The organism is Streptomyces sp. NPDC052079, from assembly GCF_040680275.1.
Taxonomy (GTDB): Bacteria; Actinomycetota; Actinomycetes; order Streptomycetales; family Streptomycetaceae; genus Streptomyces.
On the sequence record NZ_JBFAWL010000001.1, the window covers coordinates 654,137 to 674,606 of the forward strand.

The window sequence follows — 20,470 nt, forward strand, 5'->3', positions numbered from 1 at the left end:
GGGCCGGTCCGTGTGAACGGACCGGCCCCCGCAGTCCGTTGGGGCGGACGGCCCGTCCGCCGCGGCGTTGTCGTCCGGGTCAGGCCTGGGCGGCCGGTTCCTCCTCGGTGGGCTCCTCCGGGAGGAACGCCGGGAGCCACTCCTCCAGTTCCTCCCGCAGCCGCACCGTCGCCCCCAACTGGCAGAGCACACCGATGGTGCTCAGGGTCACCCGGTGGATCAGCAGATAGGCCGGGGGAAGGTTGAGCTGCTTGGCCAGTTGGGAGGCGGGGGAACGGGGATCGGCGATCCGGGCCGCCTGGCTCCGCATCCAGCCCCGGCTGAAGGTGAATTCGTCCGCCCGTGCCGGTTCGATGATCGGCATGAGGTACTCCAGGACGGCGTCGGGGTCCAGCTCTATGGACTCCTTGACGAAGCCCTCCGAGCAGAGCATCTCGTAGACGGCCTCGGCCTCGCCGTCCAGCGTCATGCGCAGGGCCTCGCCGATGGGCTCGGGCAGGCCGCCCGGGAGGCGGTCGACCGTGCCGAAGTCCAGTACGCCGAGGCGCCAGTCGTCCTCGCCCTCCGGACCGCCGGGCAGCAGACGGAAGTTGCCCGGATGCGGATCGGCGTGCAGCAGACCGGTGCGGGCGGGGCCGGAGAACAGGAAGCGCGCCAGGAGCTGGCCGGCCCGGTCGCGCTGTGCCTCGGTACCGTCCGAGATGATCTCCGACAGCGGGATGCCGTCCATCCACTCGGTGACCAGCACCTGCTCGCACTGATGGACCACGTCCGGTACGACGACATCGGGGTCCCCGCCGAACTCCTCGGCGTGGGCCCGCTGTGCCTGGGCCTCGAGCCCGTAGTCCAGCTCCTCCGAGACACGGTCCTTCAGCTCCGTGATCAGCGGCTTGACGTCCATGCCGGGGACGAGCGGGCCCAGCAGACGGGCGAAGCGGCTCAGCTGGTTCAGGTCGGACAGCAGGGCCTCTCCCGCGCCCGGGTACTGCACCTTGACCGCCACCTCGCGGCCGTCGTGCCAGACCGCCCGGTGCACCTGGCCGATGGAGGCCGCCGCGGAGGGCTTGTCCTCGAACTCCAGGAACAGCTTCTGCCAGCCTTCCCCCAGCCGCTCGGCGAGCACCGCGTGAACGGTTCGGGTGGGCATCGGAGGGGCCGCCTCCTGAAGCTTGGTCAGCGCCGCGCGATAGGGGCCTGCGACCTCCTCCGGCAGGGCCGACTCGAAGACCGACAGGGCCTGGCCGAACTTCATCGCCCCGCCCTTGAGCTCGCCGAGCACCTTGAAGAGCTGCTCGGCGGTGCGCTGCTGAAGCTCGCGGCCGACGAGTTCCGCGGACTCACCCACGATCCGCTTGCCGAGTCCCCACGTCGCGCGCCCGGCGAAGCCGAGCGGGAGCGCGGCCAGCTTGGCGGTTCGGGTGACCGCCTTCCGCGGAAGATCAGACATGCGCCCTCCAAATACCTGCCGGCCGCTCCGTGTCCGCCAGTCGGCGCACCGTCTCCGACGACCCGTGCACGGCCATTGTGTCGTGCGACCCCCCGCCTCCGGGGGTGTGTTCTCCCTTACCTTTCTCGCGGCTGCGTCCCTCGCCCTGCTCCGCGGCTCGTCCGGCGGCCCCGCATGGGCAGGCGGGATGCGGCCATACCGGCCGTGTACGCCAGTGCAGACCGGGAACGGACACCTCCCAGCGTGCACCGGCGCTGGACGGAACCGCGCCGTCCAGGAAGGCGAGCGCGTGTGCGGCCGCCAGTCCCGCCACCGTAGTGGCCAGTGCCAGATCGCAGGCTCCCACTCTGCGCTGCCGGCCGGAGCGCCACTGGGCGATCAGTCGGGGCCAGGTCGGGTCCCGGTCGGCGCGGTCCTGCTGGAGACAGCCGGCACAGCCCGTTTCGCCGGGCAGCACGAGCGGGCCGACCACACCGGTTCCCTCCACCACACCGACGTGAAGATGCGCAGTTCCCGAGGACACCAGACCTTCGGCGGCGGACGGATCTGGCGCGTACACGGCGACGTCGTCCCGCGGGGCGAGAACCACCAGGGAGAACCCCGGGTCGCTCCCGTCGAGGGGCGACCGGGCGCTCCGGCGCGGCGGCCGGCCGGGTGCGGCCCGGCGCACCGCGCCGCGGGCCGCCTCGTCCCTGAGGTCGCCGACGGCCTCGGCGGGCAGCCCGCCGGGCGCGACGTCCCACGGTTCGACCCGTCCGACGTCCCGCACCTCGACCCCGCCCACTCCCGCTCCCGACATCAGCGCCGCGAGCACCCCGCCCACCCGGCCCGCGCCTCGCACCTGCACGCGCATACTGCGACGCGCCGCCAGCCGGCGCAGCGGATCGCCCGGTTCGGAGGTGGTCAGGGCGAGGGAGGCAAGGTCGGGACGGAGCCGGTCGAGGATCTCGGGCTTCTCGCGCAGGGCGTCGGCGTCCGGCCCGCCGCCCTGGGAGTCGTCCAGGAGCCCGGCCCGCGACAGCCGCCGTACGAGCAGGTCGACATGACCGTCGGGCAGATGCATGCGCCGTCCCTCCTCGCGCAGGAGATCGAGGCCGCGGGTGCCGTCGAGCAGGTCGAGGAAGCTGCCCGTCGCCGTGTCCATCGGGCCCAGCGTCAGCGCGTGGGCCGGAGTCATCCCGAACTGCACGGTGTTGAGATCGCGCCAGCCGCGCCTGAGCGCGGGCTTGACCATCGGATGCATGACAGGCCCCCGTATCTGCTGGATCGTCCGGATCGTTCCCGTGGCCGGCCGGGCCCGGTCGCGCTTCGGCCGACACATGCCAGCATGCCGGGACCCGGCGAAAGCCGCCGAAAGTTGTCCACAGGCGCCCGGATTCGTCGTACAAATCCGGCGCACGGTGGGGGGATCGACAGGGAACCGTCCCGGAGCCAAGACTTCCCCGTGCACAGCGGGTACGGTCGGGGCGTGTCCGCCGACCCACTGCACCGCTCCGGAACGTCACAGCGCAGCACGAGCCAGCCGACGAACGGCTCACGGGCGAGCGCGATCGAGGTCCGCAGGAGCGCCCGTCGGCGCAGAACGGTTTCCGCGTACCGCGAGGGCGATCGCACCGTGGTGCTCATCCCCGCCCGGATGTCCGAGGCGGAGGAGCAGCGCTGGGTGAGCGTCATGCTCGACAAGCTGGCCGCCCAGGAGAGCAAACGCGCGCTCGGGGACACGGAGCTGGCCGAGCGCGCCCGACGCCTGTCGGAACAGTACTTCGACGGACGGGCCAGGCCCGCCTCGGTGCGCTGGGTGACCAACCAGAACACGCGCTGGGGCTCGTGCACCCCGTCCGAGGGCAGCATCCGTCTGTCGCACCGGTTGCAGGGCATGCCCGATTACGTCGTCGACTACGTCCTCTGTCATGAGCTGGCGCATCTGCTGGTGCCCGGGCACGGGCCCCGCTTCTGGCGGCTGCTGGAGGCGTATCCCAGGACGGAGCGGGCCCGCGGCTATCTCGAAGGTGTCGTCGCGGCCGACCGGCTGCCGCACGTGCCGGGTGCGCGCGACGCGTGAGCACCGTACCGGGATGAGCGCACCATAAGGCCCGTGCACGCGTTGTGTACCGGGTCTGTACCGACTTCATCCGGTGCCGGAGTTTGCCGTTAGCCTGGCGCGACGCACTCACATTCGGGATGGGGGACGGTCGTACGTATGGCCAGGGAATTCCAACGCGGCCACAAGGCCAGGATCAGTGATCTCACCGCCGGCACGGATCTGTACGTAGGTGTGCAGATCTCCGGCCCGGGGCTGACCTTCGACATCAGCTGCTTCGGTCTCGACGCCGACGAACGGCTCTCGGACGACCGCTACTTCGTCTTCTTCAACCAGCCGAAGTCGCCCGAGGAGTCCATACAGCTCCTGGGCGCTCAGGCGGGGGACACGGAGTCCTTCCGTGTGACGCTGGACCGGATCCCGCAGCAGATCAAGAAGCTGTCCTTCACGGCGACCATCGACGGCGCCGGGCAGATGTCCCAGGTCGGCCCCGGATACATCCGCATCGTCGCGGGCGGAGAGGAAGTGGCCCGCTACCCGTTCAGCGGATCGGAGTTCTCCACCGAGCGGGCCGTGATGCTCGGCGACTTCTACTTCAAGGACGTCTGGCGGTTCGCCGCCGTCGGACAGGGCTTCGACGGCGGGCTCGACGCGCTGCTGAGGAACTTCGGCGGTGAGGTCGCCGAGGACGAGCCGGCCGCCGCGCAGCAGCAGCCAGGGGCCGGCGGAGCCACGCCCGGCTTCGCGCCCCCCGCCCAGGCCGCCGCGCCGCCCGCCTTCGGCGCGCCCGCCGGTGGCCCCGCGCCCGCCCCGGCCCCCGCGCCCGCTCCGGCCCCCGCGCCCCAGCCCGCCGCACAGGGCTTCGCCCCGCCTCTGGGCGCCACTCCGCCTCCGGCGCCCGCTCCCTCCGCCCCGCCGGTGCACTCCGCGCCGACGATCGTCGCGCCCATGGGCACCCCGCCCGGCGGCTCCCCCGTGCCGCCCCCGGCGCCGGCGCCCGCGCCCCCCGGCCAGCAGCCGCCGTACGGTCAGCCCGCCCCGCCGCCCGGCTACGGGCAGCCGCAGGCACCGCAGGCCCCCGCCCCGCCGCCCGGCTACGGACAGCCGACGCCCCCTCCCGGCTACGGACAGCAGCCCCCGCCCGGACAGGTGCCCCACCAGCAGGCCCCCTACGGCGCTCCCCAGACGGCTCCGCAGGGCATGCCCCAGGGCGCACCGCAGAGCCCCGGCGTCATGGGCGCGCTCCAGCAGTTCAAGGAGACGCCCACCGGACAGCGCTGGACACAGCAGAACAAGAAGCTCGTCCGCGCGGACCTCGGCATCGGCGGGACGCCCGTGCTGGCCCGTCAGGGCAGCATGGTGCTCTACCAGGGCAAGGTCGACTTCAGCTACAAGGGCGCCGGGTTCTCCGGCCGTATCGTGGGCAACGCCACCGGCCAGGAGATGCAGCTGATGCGCTGCACCGGCCAGGGCCAGGTGTTCTTCGCGGAGAACTCCACGATGCTGCACCCGATCGAGCTCCAGGGCGACGCCGTGTGCGTCTCCGCGGAGAACGTCCTCGCCTTCGACGAGACCCTCCAGTACGAGGTCCGCCGCATCGAGGGACATGGCATCCCCGGCGGCGCGCTGTTCACGATGCAGTTCCAGGGCACCGGCACGATCGTCGTGAAGACCCACGGCACGCCCGTGGTGCTGCCGGTCACGCCCACCACGTTCGCCGACTGCAACGCCGTGGTCGCCTGGTCGGCCGCTTCCCAGGTGGTCGTCTCCAGCCAGGTGAGGATGCGCCGCAACGCCTACCCCGGCGACACCGGGGAGAGCGTCAACCTCCAGTTCCGCGGCGCACCAGGAAACTTCATCGTCGTCCAGCCGTACGAGATCTGAGGGAGCCCGTCATGAACCAGCCACTCGCGGGCTACGCCCCCGCCCCCGTCACCGCCCGCATGGAGAACCACGGCAACCACATGCTGAAGGTCGCCATGCAGACCGGCCACGATCTTCTCGCGCGCGTCGGCTCCATGGTCGCCTACGAAGGGTTCGTGCAGTACGAGCCCAACCCGCCGGCCGTCCGCCAGATCGCCAAGGACTGGCTCACCGGTGAGGGCGCGCCCCTGATGAAGTGCTCCGGCGACGGCCTGCTCTACCTCGCCGACTACGGCGCCAACGTCGTCGTGATCAACCTCAACGGCGACGCCATCTCCGTCAACGCCACCAATCTGCTCGCCTTCGACGCCCATCTGACTTGGGGTGTGGAGCGGGTCAAGGGCCTGGCGAAGTTCGCCGGGCAGGGCCTGTGGAACACCAAGATCTCCGGGCAGGGCTGGGTCGCGCTGACCTCGCGCGGCAAGCCGATCGTCGTCGACTGCGGCGGTGGCGAAGACGAGACGTACGTCGACCCTGACGCCCTGGTCGCCTGGTCCCCGAACCTCAAGGTGAAGGGCAAGCGCAGCTTCCGCGCCCAGTCGCTGATCGGCCGCGGCAGCGGCGAGGCCTACCAGATGGCCTTCTCCGGTCAGGGCATCGTCGTCGTCCAGCCCAGTGAGGACAGCACCGACCGTCTCCGGGTCCGGGGCTGAGGGGGAGCAACCACATCATGCAGAGCCCGCTTTTCGCCTTCAACGAACAGCAGACCCAGGATCGCTGGAGCCTGCAGAACCAGCAGATGCTCCGCGTCGGCCTCGAGGGCCACGACGACGTCCTCGCCCGCAAGGGCACCATGGTCGCCTACCAGGGACTCGTCGAGTTCGACGCCGAGTTCCAGAGCAGCAGCGCGTCACGCGCGGGTGCGCACACCGGTGAGGGACTCGACCTGATGCGCTGCCACGGGCAGGGCACCGTCTACCTCGCCAACCTCGCCCAGCGCATCCACATCATGGAGGTGGAGGGGGACGGGCTGACGGTCGACAGCAGCTATGTGCTCGCGATGGACTCCTCACTGCACCACGAGGTCATCGCCGTCGACAGCCTGTACGGCATCTCCGGCTCGGGGAAGTACCAGCTCAACATCACCGGGCGCGGCAAGGTCGCCCTGATGACCTCCGGCATGCCGCTGCTGATGCAGGTGACGCCGGACAAGTACGTCAACTGCGACGCCGACGCGATCGTCGCCTGGTCCACCTCCCTGCGGGTGCAGATGCAGGCGCAGACCCACTCCTCCGGGGTGTGGCGGCGCCGCGGCAGCACCGGTGAGGGCTGGGAGCTGAGCTTCATGGGCAGCGGCTTCGCGCTCATCCAGCCCAGCGAACTGCTGCCGCCGCAGAACGCCCAGATCGGCTCGGGTCTCGCCGCGCAGTACGGCATGGGGCAGCAGGGTGCCCGCGGCCAGAACCAGGGCAACGTCTGGAGCTGACCGGACCGAACCGGGACAGGAGTAAGGGGTGACCGCCAATTGCGGGCACCCCTTACGCGTGTCTCAGACGCCCAGTCTGGCCCGGGTCGCCCCGACCAGCCGGATCACCGACTCGTCGGCCACGTCGGCGACCTCGTCGTAGGGGAACCAGCGCACGTCGAGGGACTCGTCGCTGATCGCGTGCACGGCGTCCGGCGCGGCCACGGCCGCGTACTGGACGTCGAAATGCCAGTGGCAGGGCGGCGGGATCGGATGCCGGTCCAGACGCACGGGTCCACCGGGCAGCAGCGTCAGACCAGGGATGCCCGACTCCTCCGTCGCTTCCCGCAGGGCCGCGGCGGCGAGCGAGGCGTCCCCGGGCTCGCAGTGGCCGCCCATCTGGAGCCACATGCGCAGCTTCCTGTGCAGGGTCAGCAGCACCCGGCCGCGCTCCGGGTCGATCACCAGGGCGCTCGCCGTGACATGTCCGGCGTCACAGGCTTTCCACACGCCGTCCGGATGGGCGGCGAGATGCTCCAGATAGTCCTGACGCAGCTCCGTCTGGTCCTCGTACCCCTTGAGCACGAGGACCGCGTCGTCGTAGAGGCTCACTCGGTGCCGTCGCCCTCGTTCTTGCCCTCGTCCTCGTCCTTCTTCCTGAAATCGGGCTTGTCGGCCGCCTCGCCGAGCATCTTGTCCAGCTCGGAGAAGTCGAGGTGCTCGCGGTGCACGAACCCGTCCGGGTCGTCCAGGTCGGTGGCCGTCGGCAGCATGTCCGGGTGCGCCCACAGGGCGTCCCGGCCGTCGACCCCGGCCGCGTCGGTGAGCGAGGCCCACAGGCGCGAGGCGTCACGGAGCCGGCGCGGACGCAGCTCCAGACCGATCAGCGTGGCGAACGTCTGCTCCGCCGGACCGCCCGAGGCGCGGCGCCGGCGCAGCGTCTCGCGCAGCGCGTCGGCCGACGACAGCCGGGGCTTGGCCGCCGCGTGCACCACCGCGTCCACCCAGCCCTCGACCAGTGCCAGCGCAGTCTCCAGACGGGCCAGGGCCGCCTTCTGCTCCGGCGTGTCCTCCGGCTGGAACATGCCCTGCTGGAGTGCCTCCTGCAACTGCTCGGGGTTCTGGGGGTCGAACTGGCCGACGACGTCCTCGAGCTTCCCGGTGTCGACCTTGATGCCGCGGGCGTAGCCGTCGACCGCGCCGAACAGGTGCGAGCGCAGCCACGGGACGTGCGCGAACAGGCGCTGGTGGGCGGCCTCGCGCAGGGCGAGATACAGCCGTACCTCCTCCTGGGGGATGCCCAGGTCCTTGCCGAAGGTCTCGATGTTCAGCGGTAGCAGCGCGGCCCGGCGGGCCGGGCCCAGCGGCAGGCCGATGTCGGACGAACCGACGACCTCACCGGCGAGCACGCCGACGGCCTGCCCGATCTGCGTGCCGAACATGGCGCCGCCCATGGAGCGCATCATGCCGATCAGCGGGCCGGCCATGGCCTGCATCTCCTCCGGCAGGACCTCGCCCATCGCGGTCCCGACGCGCTCGGCGACCGGGTCGACCAGCTCCCGCCACGCGGGCAGGGTGGCCTCGACCCACTCCGCGCGGCTCCAGGCCACGGCGGAGTTGGCGCCCGACGGCAGCGAGGTGGCGTCGTCCAGCCACAGGTCGGCCAGGCGGACGGCCTCCTCCACGGCCTTGCGGTCGGCCGGGCCAACGCTCGCGTCCTTGGACCCTTCCGCGGTGCCCTGCGAGACGGTCTGCCGGGCGATCTGTTTGGCCATGTCCCAGTTCACCGGCCCGCCCTCGTAGGAGAGCATCTGGCCGAGCTGCTGGAACGCGGCGCCCAGGTCGTTCGGGTTCAAAGACCCGAACATCGCGGCGAACGGATTGTCCCCGCCGCCCGGACCGCCCAAGCCTCCGGCTCCGGGCACGCCGAAACCGAACGGGTTGGCCGGGCCCTGACCACCGCCGCTCTGCGGGTCCTTCTTCTTGCCCTCGTCGCCGTCGTCCGGCTCCTCCGGCGGAAGGCCGAATCCGAATGGGGTGTCACTCACGGGATTCCTCGCGGCTTGTAGGGCCGCCGGTTCTTTCCGGCGGCACGGCTGCCCGACAACACCACCCAGCGTAGACACCTGAAGCGGATCGGGCCTCGGTGCTTCGCCGACAGAAGGCCTGCGGCAGGATGGATGCCACCTGGTACGTACGCGTCGCTCGCGCTCGTACAGAAGACAACCGCTGGAGACGCCCGGTGAGTTCCCCAGATCCGCAGGTTCGCGCAGCGCGAAACAACTCAACCAGTCCCGCGGCGCGCGGGCCCGTCGTAGCGGTCACCGGAGCCGCGTCCGGCGTCGGCGCGCTGCTCACCGCGCGGCTCGCCGCCTCGGAGGAGATCAAGCAGGTCATCGCCATCGACGAGCGGCGCGGCGAGTGCGCCGAGGCGCGCTGGCAGATCCTGGACGTACGGGATCCGGCCATCGCGGAGAAGCTGCGCGGGGCCGACGTGGTGGTCCATCTGGCGCTCGACCTCGATCTGGAGACCGACGGCGCCGCCCGGACGGCCTACAACGTGCGCGGTACGCAGACGGTGCTGACGGCCGCCGCGGCCGCCGGGGTGCACCGCGTGGTGCTGTGCACCTCCACGATGGTCTACGGGGCGCTGCCCGACAACGAGCTGCCGCTGTCCGAGGACGCGGAACTGCGCGCCACGGCGGAGGCCACGGGCGTCGGCGACCTCCTGGAGATCGAGCGCCTCGCGCGCCGGGCGCCGCGCGCGCATCCCGGCCTCAATGTCACCGTGGTCCGCCCGGCCGTGCTGGTCGGCGGCACCGACACGGCGCTGACCAGGTACTTCGAGTCGCCCCGGCTGCTGGTGGTGGCCGGATCGCGGCCCGCGTGGCAGTTCTGCCATGTCGACGATCTGTGCAGCGCGATCGAGTACGCCGTGCTGGAGAAGGTCGACGGCGAGCTGGCCGTCGGCTGCGACGGATGGCTGGAGCAGGAGGAGGTCGAGGAGCTCAGCGGGATCCGGCGGATGGAGCTGCCGTCGGCTGTCGCGCTCGGCGCGGCGGCCCGGCTGCACCGGATCGGGCTCACGCCGTCCCCGGCCGGGGACCTGGCGTACACGATGTACCCGTGGGTGGTGAGCGGGAGCCGGCTGCACGACGCCGGGTGGCGGCCCGCGCACACCAACGAGGAGGTGCTCGCGGAGCTGCTCGAGGAGGTGTCCGGCCGGCACACGGTGGCCGGCCGGAGGCTGGGGCGCAAGGACGCCACGGCAGCGGGCGCCGCGGGCGCGACGGTGGCCCTGCTGGGCGCGGCGGCGGTGGTGCGCCGGGCCCGGAAGGCGCGGCGGCGCATCTAGACCGACAACGAGCACCGGGGTGCCGCCCGGGCGTGTCTTCCACGGATCTGCCACGGATCTGCCACGGATCCAGCACCGAGACGTCCGGCGTTCTGTAGGAGGCTCCGAAGGGCACGCGCGCGTCCCGGGCGATAGCTCTATTCCGCCTTGTCGTCGCGGTGGGGCACGATGGGGGCATGGCATCCACGCACGATCATCCAGGTGAGCAGGCCGCACAGGACCCGATCAAGCTGATCGCGATCCGCGACGCGCCGCTGTCGGTGGACGAGGTCCTCCGCGCGGTCGGCGACGACGCGGCCGGCGGGACGGCGCTGTTCGTGGGGACCGTGCGCAATCACGACGGGGGCGCCGACGTCGACGCGCTCGGCTATTCGTGCCACCCCAGCGCCGAGGACGAGATGCGGCGGATCGCCGAGAAGGTCGCCGCCGAGTTTCCCGTACGGGCGCTCGCCGCCGTCCACCGGGTGGGGGATCTCCGGGTCGGCGACTTCGCCGTGGTCGTCGGCGTGTCGTGCCCGCACCGGGGCGAGGCCTTCGAGGCCTGCCGGAAGCTGATCGACGACCTCAAGCACGAGGTGCCCATCTGGAAGCACCAGCGGTTCGTCGACGGGACCGATGAATGGGTCGGCGCGTAGCGCCGTCGTTGAGGGGCGGTGGTCGGGAGACGGGAGGGCGGGTGGGCGCCTGCTGAACGGCCCGGAACTCCGGTTGCGTAACCGTACCCCTGGCGTGAGCGTTGTCACTGCGGATGGTTAATCTGCTGATCAGTCAATGGTGCGGACGCTCATGGGGTTGGGAGGTCGGCATGGCGGCGCTTGTCTGGTTGCTGATTCCGCTGGTGGCCGCTGTCGGAGCGGGGCTGTGGGGCAGTTGGGCCAACCGGACCCGCAAGGTACCGGGCGATGGTCCCGAACTCACCGGTTACGCCCGGTTCCGCGAGGCCATGGAGAAGCCGCGCTCGGACCGCTGAAGCACGAAAGCAGCAGGTCACGGCGGGGAACGCGAGCAGGGCCGCCCGTCCGGGCGGCCCTGACGGTGCGCTGACAGACCCGTCCCGTACTGTCGAGTCATGCCACGCCGCACCGCGACGATGCTCGCCTCCACCCTGATGCTGATCGCGCTCCTGTGCGCGGGAGTCTTCATTCCCGTGCCTTATGCGGAGATGTCGCCCGGGCCGACGGTGAACACGCTGGGCGAGCACGACGGCGAGCCGGTGTTGCAGATCGCAGGGAAGAATACCTATCCGGCGGACGGCCACCTCAACATGACCACGGTGCGGGTCACCAGCGCCGACTACCGGATGAACCTCGTCGAGGCCGTCTACGGATGGCTCGCGCACGACAACAAGGTCGTGCCGCACGAGACCCTCTACCCCGACGGCAAGACGGAGGAGGAGTCCACCCAGGAGAACGCCGAGGAGTTCAGCCAGTCCCAGGAGAGCGCCAAGGTCGCGGCCCTGAAGGAGCTGGACGTCCCGGTGAAGTCCTGGGTGATCGTCTCCACGGTCGTCAAGGGATCCCCGTCCGAGGGCAAACTGCACGCCGGCGACGTGATCAAGGCCGTCGACGGAAAGCCGGTGAAGAAGCCGGCCGACGTCGCCGAACTGGTGACCGAGCACAAGCCCGGCGAGGGCGTCGTCTTCACGATCGTGCCCGCCAAGGAGCAGGCCGCCGCCGAGAAGGAGAAGCGGACGGCGACGGACACCGAGAAGGTCACGGTCACCACCACGACCTCCGACGACGCCGGCGAGGAGCGCGCCATAGTCGGGATCTCCGCCGGAACCGACCACACCTTCCCGTTCAGCATCGACATCAAGCTCGCCGATGTGGGCGGGCCGAGCGCGGGTCTGATGTTCGCCCTCGGCATCTACGACAAGCTCACGCCCGGCAGCCTCACCGGCGGCGCCTTCGTCGCCGGCACCGGCACCATCGACGACAGCGGCGAGGTCGGCCCGATCGGTGGCATCGAGATGAAGACGGTCGGCGCGCGCAACAAGGGCGCCCAGTACTTCCTCACCCCGGCCGACAACTGCGCGTCCGCCGCCAAGGACACCCCCGAGGGCCTCACCCTGGTGAAGGTGGACACCATCGACGACGCCCTGGGCGCCCTGGCGGACATCCGCTCCGGCGACACCGCCGGCCTGCCGAAGTGCGCGGCCTCCTGACCGGCTCCCCCGCAGGGGCCGCTACTCCGCGAACGTCGCGGTCAGCGCCTCCGCCAGCCCCGGCACCAGGTCGGAACCGGTGAGAACCTCCGTGGGCGAGTCCTTCTCGCGCAGTCGCAGAGCGGACTCGCGGGCGCCGTCGCGCAGCACCGCGACCGTCATCCGGACCTCCTGACGCTCCGGGTGCTCGGCCACCCACTTGGTCAGCGCGGCCTCGTCGAGGTCCTTGGGGACCTGCGCCTCGGCGGACGGCGGCAGCATCAGCCGCTCCACGGTCAGCGCGCAGCCGGCCACCGCCTCGGGCCAGGCGATGGTGCCCAGGAACTCGTCCAGCGGCTTGCCCGTTGGAATCTCGTCCTGCTCGATCGGGGTGAAGGCGGTGGTCTCCTGCTCGCCGTCCGGACCGAGCCGGCCCGCGAGCGAGGGCTGCTCGGCACGCAGCCGGGCGGTGTCGACGAGGGCGAACAGTCGGGCGGGCTGGTCCCAGCCGAGTCCGGCGGCGTACTCGTCGATCTCGAGCACGGCCCGGGTGAGCGGGTTGGCGGCCATGGGTGTGTTGGACATGGTCACAATCCTCTCTCGTTCCTCACTGGAATCGGGAACCGAGTAAAGCGTGAGTAAGTTGCATAGGTGTGGGCCCACGAACACGGGGGGCCACGACGGTCCGTGACACCGCGGGCCCGACGACTCAACAGCGAACTTCGAGGTGCCTACCTTGGCTTTCCAGATGCCGGACCGCGGCGGAGGCCCGACGGGGCCACGGATCAGAGTGGGCCGCCCGTCCCGGCGGGTCCGGACCCTGCTCATGACACTGGGCGTCCTGGCCGTCCTCGGCATGGTGTTCACCATGTTCGCGGGGTTCTGGACCGACTGGCTGTGGTATCGCTCGGTCAACTACTCGTCGGTCTTCACGACGACCCTGTGGACCAAGATCGGGCTGTTCTTCGTCTTCGGTCTGCTGATGGCCTTCGCGGTCGGCTTCAACATCTGGCTGGCCCACCGGATGCGGCCGCCGCTGAGCGCCATGTCCATGGAGCAGCAGAACCTCGACCGGTACCGGATGGGCATCGCCCCGTACAAGAAGTGGCTGCTGCTCGGCATCACCGCTCTGGTGGGCCTGATCGCCGGTGCCTCGGCGTCGAGCCAGTGGCGCACCTGGCTGATGTGGGTCAACGGTGTGTCCTTCGACCAGAAGGACCCGCAGTTCAAGCTCGACGTCTCCTTCTACGCCTTCGACCTGCCCTGGTACCGGTTCCTGCTCGGCTTCGGCTTCGCCACCACGATCCTGGCGCTGATCGCCGCCGCGCTCACCCACTACCTCTACGGCGGGCTGCGCATCACCAGCCCGGGCGCGCGCGCCACGGCCGCGGCCACCGGACACCTCTCGGTGCTCCTCGGGATCTTCGTCGCACTGAAGGCGGTCGCCTACTGGCTCGACCGGTACGGTCTCGCGGTGAAGTCCAGCGACTTCAAGGCGACCGACAGCTGGACGGGCCTCAGGTACGTCGACGCCAACGCCTATCTGCCGGCCAAGACGATCCTGTTCTGCATCGCGGTGATCTGCGCGCTGCTGTTCTTCGCCACCCTGTGGCGGCGCACCTGGCAACTGCCCGTCATCGGCTTCGGTCTGATGGTCCTGTCGGCGATCCTCATCGGCGGCCTCTACCCGGCGATCGTGCAGAAGTTCCAGGTCCAGCCGAACGAGCAGGCCAAGGAAGCGCCGTACGTCGAGAAGAACCTCAAGGCCACGCGTGAGGCCTACGGCATCGACGACGCCGACGTCGCCGAGTACCCGGGCACCAGCCAGACCGGGGACAAGGCCCGGCTGCGGCAGGACGTCTCCGACACGGCGAGCATCCGGATCATGGACCCGAACGTCGTCTCGCCGACGTTCCAGCAGCTCCAGCAGATCAGGAACTACTACGCGTTCCCGACCAACCTGGACGTCGACCGGTACAACAACGACGGCGAGGACCAGGACACGGTCATCGGTCTGCGGGAGCTCAACCTCAACGGCATCCCCAAGCGGAACTGGATCAACGACCACTTCCGCTACACCCACGGGTACGGTGTCGTCGCCGCGGAGGGCACCAGCGTGGGGTCCGGCGGCCGACCGGAGTTCACCGAGTCCGACCTGCCGTCAAAGGGCAAGCTCGGCAGGTACGAACAGCGCGTCTACTACGGCGAGCGGACGACCACGTACTCGATCGTCGGCGGTCCCCAGAAGGAGATCGACTACTCCGACGACAGCGGGGAGAAGACGTACAGCTACGAGGGCGACAGCGGGGTCAACCTCGCCAACCCGCTCAACCGGGCCGCCTACGCGGCCGCGTTCAGCGAGCCGCAGATCCTCTACTCGGGCGCGATCGGCGAGGGTTCGCGGATCCTGTACAACCGCACGCCCAAGGAGCGCGTCGAGGCGATCGCCCCGTGGCTGACCATCGACGGCGACGCCTACCCGGCGGTCGTCGACGGCCGGATCCAGTGGATCGTCGACGCCTACACGACGACCAACGGCTATCCGTACGCGTCCCGGACGACCCTCGGCGACACCACGGCCGACTCGCTGACCGCCACCAACGACCAGCGCGCGGTGGTGGCCCAGCAGAACCAGGTCAACTACATCCGCAACTCGGTGAAGGCGACCGTCGACGCGTACAGCGGCGAGGTCAAGCTCTACCAGTGGGACACGCAGGACCCCGTGCTCAAGACGTGGATGAAGGCGTTCCCGGACACGGTGGAGCCGAGGAGCGAGATCTCCAACAACCTGATGGCGCATCTGCGGTACCCGCAGGACCTGTTCAAGGTGCAGCGCGAACTGCTGACCCGCTACCACGTCAAGGACGCCAACACGTTCCTGAGCGGCAGCGAGGTGTGGCAGGTGCCGGACGACCCGACGAACAAGACGGGCGACGCGGTGCCTCCGTACTACCTGAGCATGAAGATGCCCGACCAGCGGGACCAGGTCTTCTCACTCACCACGACGTTCACCCCCAACGGACGTGACAACCTCAGCGCGTTCATGGCGGTCAACGCCGATCCCGGCACCGACGACTACGGCAAGATCAGAGTGCTGAAACTGCCGACGAGCACCACGGTCGCCGGACCCAAACAGGTGCAGAGCCAGTTCAACTCCGAACAGGACATCGCCGAGTCGATCAGGCTGCTGAGAGGCGGCGACTCGGAGGTCGAGTACGGCAACCTCCTGGCCGTGCCGCTCGACGGAGGACTGCTCTATGTGGAGCCGGTCTATGTACGCGGTGGCGGACTGAAGTACCCGCTGCTGCGGAAGGTGCTGGTGACCTACGGCGGCCAGACGGCGTTCGAGGACACCCTCGAGCAGGCGCTGGACAAGGTCTTCGCCGGTGAGGGCACGCCCGTCGAGCCACCACCCGGCGAGGACGAGGGAACCGGTGAGGACGAGGGCACCGAGCCACCGCCCGCAACCGAGAACCCCACGGTCCAGGAGGCCCTGAACGACGCCCAGAAGGCCTTCGAGGCCGGCCAGGAAGCCCTGAAGAACAACGACTGGGAGGCCTACGGCAAGGCGCAGAAGGACCTCGAGGACGCGCTCCGCAAGGCCGAGGAGGCCCAGGCGGACGCAGGAGGTGGCGGCGCCGGCGGCGGGGAGAACAGTCCCGATCCCGACAAGAGCCCGAGCAGTTAGCAAGCAGGGCAGGTCAGAAGCTCCCCTCGCGCCGTGCTACGGTTGCAGCACAACGGCGCGGGGTGGAGCAGCTCGGTAGCTCGCTGGGCTCATAACCCAGAGGTCGCAGGTTCAAATCCTGTCCCCGCTACTGAAGTCGCGCAGTCGGCGACACCAAAGGCCCGGATTCCTCACGGACTCCGGGCCTTTGTGGTGTGCGAACGCATGTGCCCGGACGCCCGACGGTCGTGCCGCCGACGGGAGTTGGGGGATGTGTGTTTGACTTGTCTCTCTGTGGGCATGTCGACAAAACGCTGTAGTGACCTCACTGACTGCGGTATACCAGGTGTACCCAGGTTGCAGGTGGTGCGACGATGGATGGTATGGGGGACAGGGCAACTCTGTACGAGCCAGGGCGTTTTGTGCAGTCCTCCCGCCGGGAGGAACCTCGCGACGGGGAGGCCGCCGACGAGGCGGCGGAGGAGCTGCGCCGGCGGCTCGCCGCCGAGGCCGGCGACATCGAGGCGATGAGCGTCCTCGGCGCCATGCTGCTGCGCCGCGGTGATCTCGACGGAGCCGAACCCCATCTGCGTGCCGCCACCGCCGCGGGCGACCGCGCCGCCGCCAATAACCTCGGTGTCCTGCTGCATCAGCGGGGCTACCCCGACGAGGCCGCCGGCTGGTGGCGGATCGCCGCCGTGGCCGGTTCCACGGCGGCGGCCCACGCCCTCGGCCGTCACCACCGCGAGCGCGGCGACGAGCCCGCCGCCGAGTACTGGCTGCGCCAGTCCGCCGAGCAGGGCCATGCGCTCGGCGCCTACGCCCTTGCCGACCTGCTGGAACACCGCGGGGACACGGCCGGGACGGAGCGCTGGATGCGGGCCGCCGCCGAGCGGGGGCACCGGGAAGGGGCCTACCGGCTGGCCCGTGCCCTGGACCGCAAGGCCGCGCGGGAGTCCGACGACGACGGCGCCCCCCTGCTCGAGGAGGCCGAGCAGTGGTACCGGCAGGCCGCCGCGCGGGGACACCGCCGGGCCGCGCTGCACCTCGGGGCGATCCTGGAGAAGCGCGGCGAGCTCAAGGAGGCCGGCCGCTGGTACCTGACGTCCGCCAAGGACGGCGAGGCACGAGCGGCCTGCGCGCTCGGCTTCCTGCTGCGCGACGCCGGGGACACCGAGAACGCCGCCGTGTGGTGGCTGCGGGCCGCGCGGGACGGCGACGGCAACGCCGCCAACGCGCTGGGCGCGCTGCACGCCGAGCGGGGCGAGACCCAGACCGCCGAGCGCTGGTACCGGGCCGCGATGGACGCCGGCGACATCAACGGCGCCTACAACCTCGGGCTGCTCTGCGCCGACCAGGGCCGCACGGCCCCGGCCGAGCAGTGGTACCGCCGGGCCGCCTACGCCGGGCACCGCGAGGCGGCGAACGCGCTGGCGATCCTGCTGCTGCGGGCCGGGGACGAGACCGGTGCGGAGCCGTGGTTCTCCAAGGCCGCGGAGGCCGGCAGCGTGGACGCCGCGTTCAACCTCGGCATCCTGCACGCCGGCCGGGGCGAGGAGGAGGCAGCGCTGCGCTGGTACGAGCGGGCGGCGGCGGCCGGGCACACGGAGGCGGCGCTCCAGGTCGGTATGGCGCGGCTGCGGGCCGGCGAGGAGGGCGAGGCCGAGCGGTTCCTGCGGTGTGCGGCGGGCGGCGGAAGCGCCGAGGCCGCGTACCGGCTGGCGACGGTGCTGGACGCCCGCAGGCCGCCGGAGCCGGCGCACGAGTTGGGGGAGCCGGTGAACCGGCGCAGCGAGTGCGAGGAGTGGTACGAGCGCGCGGCCTCGCAGGGGCACCGGCGGGCGCAGGTGCGGGTCGGGATGCTCGCGGCGGCCCGGGGAGACGTCGTCGAGGCGGCGCGGTGGTACCGGGAGGCGGCGGAGGCCGGGTCGCGGAACGGGGCGTTCAATCTGGGGCTGCTGCTGGCGCGGGAGGGGAGCGAGCCGGAGGCGGCGGTGTGGTGGACGCGGGCGGCGGACGCGGGGCACGGGCGTGCGGCGTTGCGGCTCGCGCTGGTGTATGCGCGGCGGGGGGAGCTGGCGGAGGGGCAGCGGTGGGCCGAGCGGGCGGCGGCGCTGGGGCCTCCGGCGGTGACGGAGCGGGCCGCGCGGTTGCGGGACGCGCTGCGGGAGGAGCTGTCGGCGTGACGCTGCGGGGTGTCGGCAGCTACCGAGGAAGAGATTTGCTTCTGTCGCGGGGGTTGACGTAGAGTTTCGTTTGTCGACGCGGGGTGGAGCAGCTCGGTAGCTCGCTGGGCTCATAACCCAGAGGTCGCAGGTTCAAATCCTGTCCCCGCTACTGAAACCGAGGGTCGGAATCCGAAAGGGTTCCGGCCCTCGGTGTTTTCCCTGTGGGAAGCAGCTCGTCCCCGGCCGGCGCGGGCGCCGCCCGGGGATCGTCGACTAGGCCGCCGCGCAGTTCGGGCAGACGCCGCGGTAGGTCACTTCCACGTCGGAGACCGTGAAGCCGAAGCGCTCCGTGTCGGGGAGGTCGGCCAGCGGGTTGCCGGTCGGGTGGACGTCGCGGATCGCGCCGCACTGCGCGCACACCAGGTGGTGGTGGGGGCGGTGGGCGTTGGGGTCGTAGCGCTTGGCCCGCTTGTCCGTGGCGACCTCGAGCACCTCACCGAGCGAGACCAGCTCGCCCAGGGTGTTGTAGACGGTGGCCCGGGAGATCTCGGGCAGCTTGGCGACAGCCCTGGCGTGCACCTCGTCGGCCGTCAGGTGGACGTGTTCGCCGTCGAGGACCTCGGCCACGACACGGCGCTGCGCGGTCATCCGCCATCCGCGTCCGCGGAGTCGGTCCAAAAGGTCGCTCATAGGCACCAGCCTAACAGCAGGGGGAACCAGGTCCCGAACGGGTGTGACTTTGGAGCCTTGCTTGACTTAGACAATGTCCATTGTAGGATCGAGCCCGGCTTTAGCCAAGGGTCAGGTTGGTCAGCACATGGCCTTGGTCAGCAATTCACGCAGGAGGCGTACGTGACGCAGGGACCGCTTACTACGGAGGCCGGTGCTCCGGTTGCCGACAACCAGAACAGCGAGACCGCGGGCGTCGGTGGCCCGGTCCTCGTTCAGGACCAGCTCCTTCTGGAGAAGCTGGCCCACTTCAACCGTGAGCGCATCCCGGAGCGTGTGGTGCACGCCCGCGGCGCCGGTGCGTACGGCACCTTCACGGTGACCGCCGATGTCACGCAGTACACGCGCGCCAAGTTCCTCTCCGAGGTCGGCAAGCAGACGGAGACCTTCCTGCGCTTCTCCACGGTGGCCGGAAACCTCGGTGCTGCGGACGCCGTGCGCGACCCGCGCGGTTTCGCGCTGAAGTTCTACACCGAGGAGGGCAACTACGACCTCGTCGGCAACAACACCCCGGTCTTCTTCATCCGGGACGCGATCAAGTTCCCCGACTTCATCCACACCCAGAAGCGCGACCCGTACACCGGCTCGCAGGAGGCGGACAACGTCTTCGACTTCTGGGGTCTGTCGCCGGAGTCCACGCACCAGGTGACCTGGCTGTTCGGTGACCGCGGCATCCCGGCGTCGTACCGCCACATGGACGGCTTCGGCTCGCACACCTACCAGTGGAACAACGAGGCCGGCGAGGTCTTCTGGTCAAGTACCACTTCAAGACGGACCAGGGCATCAAGAACCTGACCGCCGAGGAGGCCGAGATCCTCGCGGGCAAGGACCCCGACTCCCACCAGCGGGACCTGCGCGAGGCCATCGAGCGCGGCGACTTCCCGTCCTGGACCGTCTACGTCCAGGTGATGCCGGCGGCCGAGGCGGCCACGTACCGCTTCAACCCGTTCGACCTGACCAAGGTCTGGCCGCACGCGGACTACCCGCTGATCGAGTTCGGCAAGCTGGAGCTCAACCGCAACCCGGAGAACATCTTCGCCGAGGTCGAGCAGTCGATCTTCAGCCCCGCCCACTTCGTGCCGGGCATCGGTCCCTCCCCGGACAAGATGCTCCAGGGCCGCCTCTTCGCGTACGGCGACGCCCACCGCTACCGCGTCGGCATCAACGCCGACCACCTGCCGGTGAACCGTCCGCACGCCACCGAGGCGCGCACCCACTCCCGTGACGGCTATCTGTACGACGGCCGTCACAAGGGCGCGAAGAACTATGAGCCGAACAGCTTCGGCGGCCCGTTCCAGACGGACCGTTCGCCGTGGCGGCCCGTCCCGGTCAGCGGTGTCACCGGTGAGTCGGTCACGCCCGTCCACGCCGAGGACAACGACTTCGTGCAGGCGGGCAACTTGTACCGGCTGATGTCGGAGGACGAGAAGGAGCGCCTGGTGACCAACCTGGCGAACGCCATCTCCGGGGTCACGCGCGACGACATCGCCGATCGCGCGATCAACAACTTCCGCCAGGCGGACGAGGACTTCGGCAAGCGACTGGAGGCCGCGGTCCAGGCCCTGCGCGGCTGAGGTCGACGCTGCAGGCCC

Annotated in this window: 16 protein-coding genes, 2 tRNA genes and 1 pseudogene; 13 read left to right on the forward strand and 6 right to left on the reverse strand. The window is 70.5% G+C overall.

All coding sequences use genetic code 11. From position 1 onward, the window contains the following. Positions 1–79: 79 nt before the first annotated feature. Together AB0L56_RS03165 and AB0L56_RS03170 are read right to left on the reverse strand one after the other, a co-directional pair. Positions 80–1,447 (reverse strand): AarF/ABC1/UbiB kinase family protein, encoded by a 1,368-nt coding sequence (locus AB0L56_RS03165; protein WP_361029176.1) that lies wholly within the window; start codon positions 1,445–1,447, stop codon positions 80–82. Continuing rightward, positions 1,440–2,690: a TOMM precursor leader peptide-binding protein gene (locus AB0L56_RS03170; protein ID WP_365418306.1), complete on the reverse strand. Its 1,251-nt coding sequence runs from the start codon at positions 2,688–2,690 to the stop codon at positions 1,440–1,442. The genes AB0L56_RS03165 and AB0L56_RS03170 overlap by 8 nt, the downstream gene beginning before the upstream one ends. Before the next feature lie 225 nt (positions 2,691–2,915). Here AB0L56_RS03170 and AB0L56_RS03175 point away from each other — a divergent pair, with 225 nt between their 5' ends. The 4 genes from AB0L56_RS03175 to AB0L56_RS03190 all read left to right on the forward strand — a co-directional run bounded on the left by AB0L56_RS03175 (position 2,916) and on the right by AB0L56_RS03190 (position 6,837). Then, a complete protein-coding gene (locus AB0L56_RS03175) occupies positions 2,916–3,509 on the forward strand; it encodes a M48 family metallopeptidase (RefSeq protein ID WP_361029170.1) in 594 nt (197 codons plus the stop codon). A 138-nt stretch (positions 3,510–3,647) separates the two neighbouring features. Beyond that, complete coding sequence (locus AB0L56_RS03180; protein WP_365418310.1) at positions 3,648–5,372, forward strand: TerD family protein; 1,725 nt, start codon at positions 3,648–3,650, stop codon at positions 5,370–5,372. Positions 5,373–5,383: 11 nt separating this feature from the next. After that, a complete protein-coding gene (locus AB0L56_RS03185) occupies positions 5,384–6,064 on the forward strand; it encodes an AIM24 family protein (RefSeq protein WP_361029164.1) in 681 nt (226 codons plus the stop codon). Positions 6,065–6,081: 17 nt separating this feature from the next. Continuing rightward, positions 6,082–6,837: an AIM24 family protein gene (locus AB0L56_RS03190; protein WP_365418314.1), complete on the forward strand. Its 756-nt coding sequence runs from the start codon at positions 6,082–6,084 to the stop codon at positions 6,835–6,837. 63 nt (positions 6,838–6,900) lie between these two features. Here AB0L56_RS03190 and AB0L56_RS03195 read toward each other — a convergent pair whose 3' ends face one another. Then, positions 6,901–7,428: an NUDIX hydrolase gene (locus tag AB0L56_RS03195; protein WP_361029158.1), complete on the reverse strand. Its 528-nt coding sequence runs from the start codon at positions 7,426–7,428 to the stop codon at positions 6,901–6,903. Beyond that, positions 7,425–8,864, reverse strand: coding sequence for a zinc-dependent metalloprotease (locus AB0L56_RS03200; RefSeq protein ID WP_365418317.1), 1,440 nt, complete (start codon positions 8,862–8,864; stop codon positions 7,425–7,427). Before AB0L56_RS03200 ends, AB0L56_RS03195 begins: the two co-directional genes overlap by 4 nt. A gap of 194 nt (positions 8,865–9,058) precedes the next feature. Here AB0L56_RS03200 and AB0L56_RS03205 point away from each other — a divergent pair, with 194 nt between their 5' ends. From AB0L56_RS03205 to AB0L56_RS03220, 4 genes are all read left to right on the forward strand, one after another. Next, a complete protein-coding gene (locus tag AB0L56_RS03205; protein WP_365418320.1) occupies positions 9,059–10,171 on the forward strand; it encodes an SDR family oxidoreductase in 1,113 nt (370 codons plus the stop codon). 176 nt (positions 10,172–10,347) lie between these two features. After that, entirely contained in the window at positions 10,348–10,806 is a 459-nt protein-coding gene (locus AB0L56_RS03210) for a molybdenum cofactor biosynthesis protein MoaE (protein ID WP_365418322.1), read from the forward strand. Between the two features lie 170 nt (positions 10,807–10,976). Further along, positions 10,977–11,141 (forward strand): hypothetical protein, encoded by a 165-nt coding sequence (locus tag AB0L56_RS03215; RefSeq protein WP_361029146.1) that lies wholly within the window; start codon positions 10,977–10,979, stop codon positions 11,139–11,141. 99 nt (positions 11,142–11,240) lie between these two features. Beyond that, on the forward strand, positions 11,241–12,335 hold the full coding sequence (locus AB0L56_RS03220; RefSeq protein ID WP_365418325.1) for a PDZ domain-containing protein: 1,095 nt from the start codon (positions 11,241–11,243) through the stop codon (positions 12,333–12,335). Positions 12,336–12,356: 21 nt separating this feature from the next. Here the strand turns inward: AB0L56_RS03220 and AB0L56_RS03225 are convergent, their stop codons facing one another. Next, entirely contained in the window at positions 12,357–12,899 is a 543-nt protein-coding gene (locus tag AB0L56_RS03225; RefSeq protein WP_361029140.1) for a PPA1309 family protein, read from the reverse strand. 142 nt (positions 12,900–13,041) lie between these two features. Here AB0L56_RS03225 and AB0L56_RS03230 point away from each other — a divergent pair, with 142 nt between their 5' ends. From AB0L56_RS03230 to AB0L56_RS03245, 4 genes are all read left to right on the forward strand, one after another. Next, complete coding sequence (locus tag AB0L56_RS03230) at positions 13,042–16,002, forward strand: UPF0182 family protein (RefSeq protein ID WP_365418327.1); 2,961 nt, start codon at positions 13,042–13,044, stop codon at positions 16,000–16,002. Positions 16,003–16,058: 56 nt separating this feature from the next. Beyond that, positions 16,059–16,132: transfer RNA gene (locus tag AB0L56_RS03235), tRNA-Met, on the forward strand. A gap of 223 nt (positions 16,133–16,355) precedes the next feature. Beyond that, positions 16,356–18,167 carry a tetratricopeptide repeat protein gene (locus AB0L56_RS03240; protein WP_361029134.1) on the forward strand — a complete coding sequence of 604 codons (1,812 nt, stop codon included), beginning with the start codon at positions 16,356–16,358 and terminating at the stop codon, positions 18,165–18,167. Positions 18,168–18,244: 77 nt separating this feature from the next. Continuing rightward, a tRNA-Met gene (locus tag AB0L56_RS03245) sits at positions 18,245–18,318 on the forward strand. A gap of 104 nt (positions 18,319–18,422) precedes the next feature. Here the strand turns inward: AB0L56_RS03245 and AB0L56_RS03250 are convergent. After that, complete coding sequence (locus AB0L56_RS03250) at positions 18,423–18,839, reverse strand: Fur family transcriptional regulator (RefSeq protein ID WP_190161507.1); 417 nt, start codon at positions 18,837–18,839, stop codon at positions 18,423–18,425. A gap of 162 nt (positions 18,840–19,001) precedes the next feature. Between AB0L56_RS03250 and AB0L56_RS03255 the strand changes: the two are divergent. Then, positions 19,002–20,452: pseudogene (locus AB0L56_RS03255) on the forward strand (catalase). Positions 20,453–20,470 lie beyond the last annotated feature (18 nt).

Bases quoted from the DNA above. Each gene is read 5' to 3' on its own strand.
- AB0L56_RS03165 (WP_361029176.1), bottom strand. From the start codon at position 1,447: ATGTCTGATCTTCCGCGGAAGGCGGTCACCCGAACCGCCAAGCTGGCC.
- AB0L56_RS03170 (WP_365418306.1), bottom strand. From the start codon at position 2,690: ATGCATCCGATGGTCAAGCCCGCGCTCAGGCGCGGCTGGCGCGATCTC.
- AB0L56_RS03180 (WP_365418310.1), top strand. From the start codon at position 3,648: ATGGCCAGGGAATTCCAACGCGGCCACAAGGCCAGGATCAGTGATCTC.
- AB0L56_RS03185 (WP_361029164.1), top strand. From the start codon at position 5,384: ATGAACCAGCCACTCGCGGGCTACGCCCCCGCCCCCGTCACCGCCCGC.
- AB0L56_RS03190 (WP_365418314.1), top strand. From the start codon at position 6,082: ATGCAGAGCCCGCTTTTCGCCTTCAACGAACAGCAGACCCAGGATCGC.
- AB0L56_RS03210 (WP_365418322.1), top strand. From the start codon at position 10,348: ATGGCATCCACGCACGATCATCCAGGTGAGCAGGCCGCACAGGACCCG.
- AB0L56_RS03215 (WP_361029146.1), top strand. From the start codon at position 10,977: ATGGCGGCGCTTGTCTGGTTGCTGATTCCGCTGGTGGCCGCTGTCGGA.
- AB0L56_RS03220 (WP_365418325.1), top strand. From the start codon at position 11,241: ATGCCACGCCGCACCGCGACGATGCTCGCCTCCACCCTGATGCTGATC.
- AB0L56_RS03225 (WP_361029140.1), bottom strand. From the start codon at position 12,899: ATGTCCAACACACCCATGGCCGCCAACCCGCTCACCCGGGCCGTGCTC.
- AB0L56_RS03240 (WP_361029134.1), top strand. From the start codon at position 16,356: ATGGATGGTATGGGGGACAGGGCAACTCTGTACGAGCCAGGGCGTTTT.
- AB0L56_RS03250 (WP_190161507.1), bottom strand. From the start codon at position 18,839: ATGAGCGACCTTTTGGACCGACTCCGCGGACGCGGATGGCGGATGACC.